Below are 4197 nucleotides of genomic sequence, written 5' to 3'. Positions count from 1 at the left end.
TGCCTTGGCGCTTTTTGGACGCCGGTCAGTTGAGCGTGCGCAGCCTCCTTCGTTGCCGGCGTCCAAAAACCTGCACACGAGCGGACATTTGTCAGACGCGGCGCAGCTTCGCAAATGGGCCGGAAGGGGTAACGCTCGCGCAGTCAGAAGATGTCCGCTCTTCCCCCGGGGGGCGACATTGCGCTTATAGGTAAACTGCATTGCTGCGCGCCTTCACTCCGCCGCCTTGCTTGCAGGCGGTAGAGGAAACCACGCGACGCAGCGATTTCGTCCCTCCGCCTTGGCCCGGTACAGCGCGTCGTCCGCCGCTCTCATCAGCGTGTCGATGCCGGACATGCTGACCGTGGCCTCGGCGATGCCGATGCTGACGGTGACGCCGAACTGAACCTGATGCGTGTTCAGCCTCGCCGCCATCACATGCTTGCGGATTCGCTCGGCGACGATCTTGGCGCGCGACAGGCTGGTTTCCGGCAGGAGCACGGCGAATTCCTCGCCGCCGATGCGGCCGACCAGATCGGACTTGCGTTTGCCCGCGAGGCACGCCTCGGCGACAGCCTTGATCGCTTCGTCGCCGACGGCGTGCCCGTAGCGATCGTTGACCGATTTGAAATGGTCGATGTCGAGCATCAGCACCGAGACGGAGCGATAGTAGCGTTGGAAGCGGCTCCATTCCGCATCCAGGCTCTCGAGGAAGTGGCGGCGGTTGGAGAGGCCGGTGAGCGAATCGGTGGTCGCGAGCGTCTCCAGCAGGGCAGCTTTCTTGGTCAGATCTGTGATGTCGACATAGGTCAACATGCGGCCCCCATTTGCCATCGTGGTGCAATGCGCGCGAATCCGGCGCCCGTCTGGCGTCTGGAGGTCGCGCACATGATCCCCGGCCTCGACCTCATCGACGCGCTTGGCGGCAAACTGCGCCGCTTCGTTCGCAGCAAGATCCGGCGCAATTGCGCGATGGGGCCGGCGCACCAGCGATGCGTAGCTCGGGCGGCCGTCCGCTTCCTCATCACTCACATCCCAGAACCGTCGCATCCGCCGGTTCATGAAGCTGGCGTTGAGGTCGCGATCGAGCAGCAGAATGCCGTCCTCGACGTTTTCGAGTGCGTCGCGCAGCAGCTTCAGTTCGTCGGAATAGCGTACGATATCGGTGACCGGCGTATAGGTCAGCATCCGCCCGCCGTCCGGGAGCGGCGTGCATTGCATCCGGACGACCTCACCGCTGGTGCGGCGCAGATCGCGCGGAGACGTATCCCCCGCCTGAATCTGACGGACGCGTTCTTCGACATAGGCATCGAGTTCCGCCGGCTCGATCTCGTAGGCCTGCGTATCGCGTCCATGGTGCATCAGGGTCGCGAATGACGGGTTGCTATTGGCGAAGTCGTCCGGCAGCAACCACATCCGACGGAACGCGCGGTTGATTAACTGCGCGCGCAGACTGGCATCCAGCAGCACGACGCCAAGCGGGACCAAATCGAGTGCCGCCCGCAGCGCGAGCATCTGGCTCCGGACCAGCGAATCCGCGCTCCGCTCCTGTTCATTTTCGGTTGGAGCCGCGGCACGATCGTCCGCACCGAGCGCGACCCCGACCTGCTGGTCCGACCGCCAGAGCACGCGGCAGGAAAGGATTTCCTGGCTTGCGAGCCTCAGCTGGAATCTCTCGGGCACGCCGAGGCTGCTCTGCATCTCCAGCGTCGCGCCATCCTCCGACATGCGGCGCACGACGCAATCGATGGTCGACTGGCCGAAATTGAAGATGATCTTGCCGGCGAGAAACGTCCGTTCCGATACAAGGCGGGGCATTCCAACCCTCCGGGAAAAACCGGTAGAGCCTCCCGCAACTCTCTTGCGGAATGGTAACCCGTTGCCGGATTCTTCGAGAGGGCTAACAATCGATTAACGGGACGACCCTCAGGGGTCCGGCTTTACCGGATGTCAGCCACGATCGCGGTCAGTTCCGCACCGCGTAGAGCGGCGTGCGCAGGGTCACCTGATAAGACGGCTTCGGATCCAGGCGATCTGGGCGGAGATCCCGAACAGGCGGTTGTCGTTGTCGTCCATGCGGTCCAGATCGAGCCGCAGGATCGGCTGGGTGAAGGTGCGCCCGTTGAGCGATGGCAGCCGCCTCACGTCGCTGAGGCGGACCTCCTGCTGCGTGAGGCTCGGTCCGGTCTGGCCCACAAGCCGGACACAGCGACGCTAAGCGCGGAGGTGCGCGAAGGGCCATAACCGGAAGTCGCGATCTTCGCAAAATTACAAGCGGGATCATTCGGGATATCCCGCCCGGCGAAGACCTTCGATCCACCGCTCCCGATCCTCTGGACGGCGTAGCGGTGCCTGTAACGACAAGGCGGAAACCCGCTGCGAGGGATCAAGCTCCAGGGCTCGTTTCAGCGCTTTGCTGGCTGACATCTGATCACCGGCCAGTGCGCAGCTCACGGCGATGATCCGCCAACCAGGAGTGAACGTTGGAAATTGATCAGTAACCCGCCGACCGAAATCGGCGGATTCCCGGTACTGCCCGAGAAACAAATGAGCCCAGGCTGCCGCCATTTTCACCTGCATAATGTTGGGATCACGTGGACTAAGACGCTCCGCCTGCGCTTCGTCTTCGAGAGCCGTTTGATGCTGACCTAAATACACCTGCATCCAGCCGCTGTGGTTCCAGGCAATCGCAAAATTCGGATTCGTCGAAAGACTACGACGAATACAATCGGCAGCCAGCTCAAGTTCTCCCGCCACGTAAGCGAGAGTGAAACCTCCGAAGCACAAACCGACTTCGTCGTTCTGGTTCAACTCGATGGCCTTTCGGCCCACACGAACCGCCTCCGCAGTCTCTTCGTCGACGTTCACCATCCAGCGACTTTGCTTGCGCAAGACATAGATCATCCCGATCCACCCGTAGACTTGGGCAAAGCTTGGATCTAACTCCAGCGCCGTGCGGAAATAGCTCAGCGCCGTCTCTACGTCGGCCTTTGTCCATTTCCAGAGGTGCGCAATCCCCCGCAAGTAGCAATCGTAAGCGTCCAGATTAGAGGTAGGCTTTCGGGTCGCTTTCTCCATTTCCGCGAACTGTACCTGGGTGACAAGCTCTCCGACCACACTTTGTGTCACTCGATCCTGAAGATTGAATATATCTTCGTTGGTCCCGTCGAATTTGTCGGCCCACAAATGGGCACCGCTGTTCGCGTCGATTAACTGACCTGTGATCCTAACACGTCCGCCCGCCTTCCGTACGCTTCCTTCAAGCACATAGCGAACGCCGAGCTCACGCCCGACTTGCTCGATGTCAACTGTCCTTCCCTTGTACGTGAAACTAGAATTGCGAGCGATCACAAACAGTGATTTGAATCGCGATAGCGCAGTGATGATGTCCTCGACCACGCCATCCGCGAAGTACTCCTGCTCTGGATCGCCCGACATGTTCTGGAACGGAAGAACAGCAATCGATGGTTTGTCAGGAAGGGCCAGTTTGGGGCTTTCGGTCGCAGGATTGGAACCTGCGATGGGCAATGAAGTCGAACGGGCGGCATATAGGCGAACCGGCCGATCGATGTTCTTCAGCGACCGCTCACCAACGTCATCGAAGGCGATTGGGGTCTTGGCGCGAACCTGCTCAAAGGCATTACCAGACAAGTAGACGCCGCCGGGATCACACTCGGTTTCCACGCGAGAAGCAACATTCACGCCCTCACCGAAGATGTCGTCACCATCGATGATTATGTCACCGACGTTGATGCCGATGCGAAAGACGATCTTTGAAGTGGCGTCAGCATTGTACTCGGCCATTTTCTCCTGGACGAGCACGGCGCAGGTGACCGCATCAACGGCACTGGCGAACTCGACTAACAGGCCGTCGCCCGTGGTTTTCACTATGCGTCCGTTGTGCTCTGCAATAGCGCGGTCGACTATTTGGGAACGGAGGGCCTTAAGAGTGGTCAAGGTGCCGACCTCATCGGCTCCCATAAGCCGACTGTACCCGACAACATCGGCAGCCAATACGGCTGCGAGCCGCCTCTCGATCCGTTCGGGTGCCACAGACTCACCCCTCCGCCCGTCCGGCGATATCAAATCACGGGCGCGGCGTAGTCGCCACAGGTAAGTGTCGCGACGCGGGGGACGCAAATTCCGCTAATGGGATGGTCCGGCCGTGCTCCTGCCCCGCCAGTAAGCGAAGCTGGCAAGGGGCGCCAAAGACAAGGA

General features: G+C 60.7%; 3 protein-coding genes. All 3 read right to left on the bottom strand.

Annotation, left to right across the window (positions count from 1 at the left end; genetic code table 11):
• Positions 1–213 precede the first annotated feature (213 nt).
• On the bottom strand, positions 214–1797 hold the full coding sequence (locus IF809_RS38080) for a sensor domain-containing diguanylate cyclase (protein ID WP_462840039.1): 1584 nt from the start codon (positions 1795–1797) through the stop codon (positions 214–216).
• A gap of 183 nt (positions 1798–1980) precedes the next feature.
• A complete protein-coding gene (locus IF809_RS38075) occupies positions 1981–2124 on the bottom strand; it encodes a hypothetical protein (protein WP_462840040.1) in 144 nt (47 codons plus the stop codon).
• A gap of 135 nt (positions 2125–2259) precedes the next feature.
• Positions 2260–4032, bottom strand: coding sequence for an adenylate/guanylate cyclase domain-containing protein (locus IF809_RS38070; RefSeq protein ID WP_462840038.1), 1773 nt, complete (start codon positions 4030–4032; stop codon positions 2260–2262).
• Positions 4033–4197: the final 165 nt, after the last annotated feature.

Source organism: Bradyrhizobium sp. UFLA06-24, from assembly GCF_054967145.1.
The sequence above is the reverse complement of the archived record's forward strand: the minus strand, read 5'-3'. Positions and strand labels throughout refer to the sequence as shown.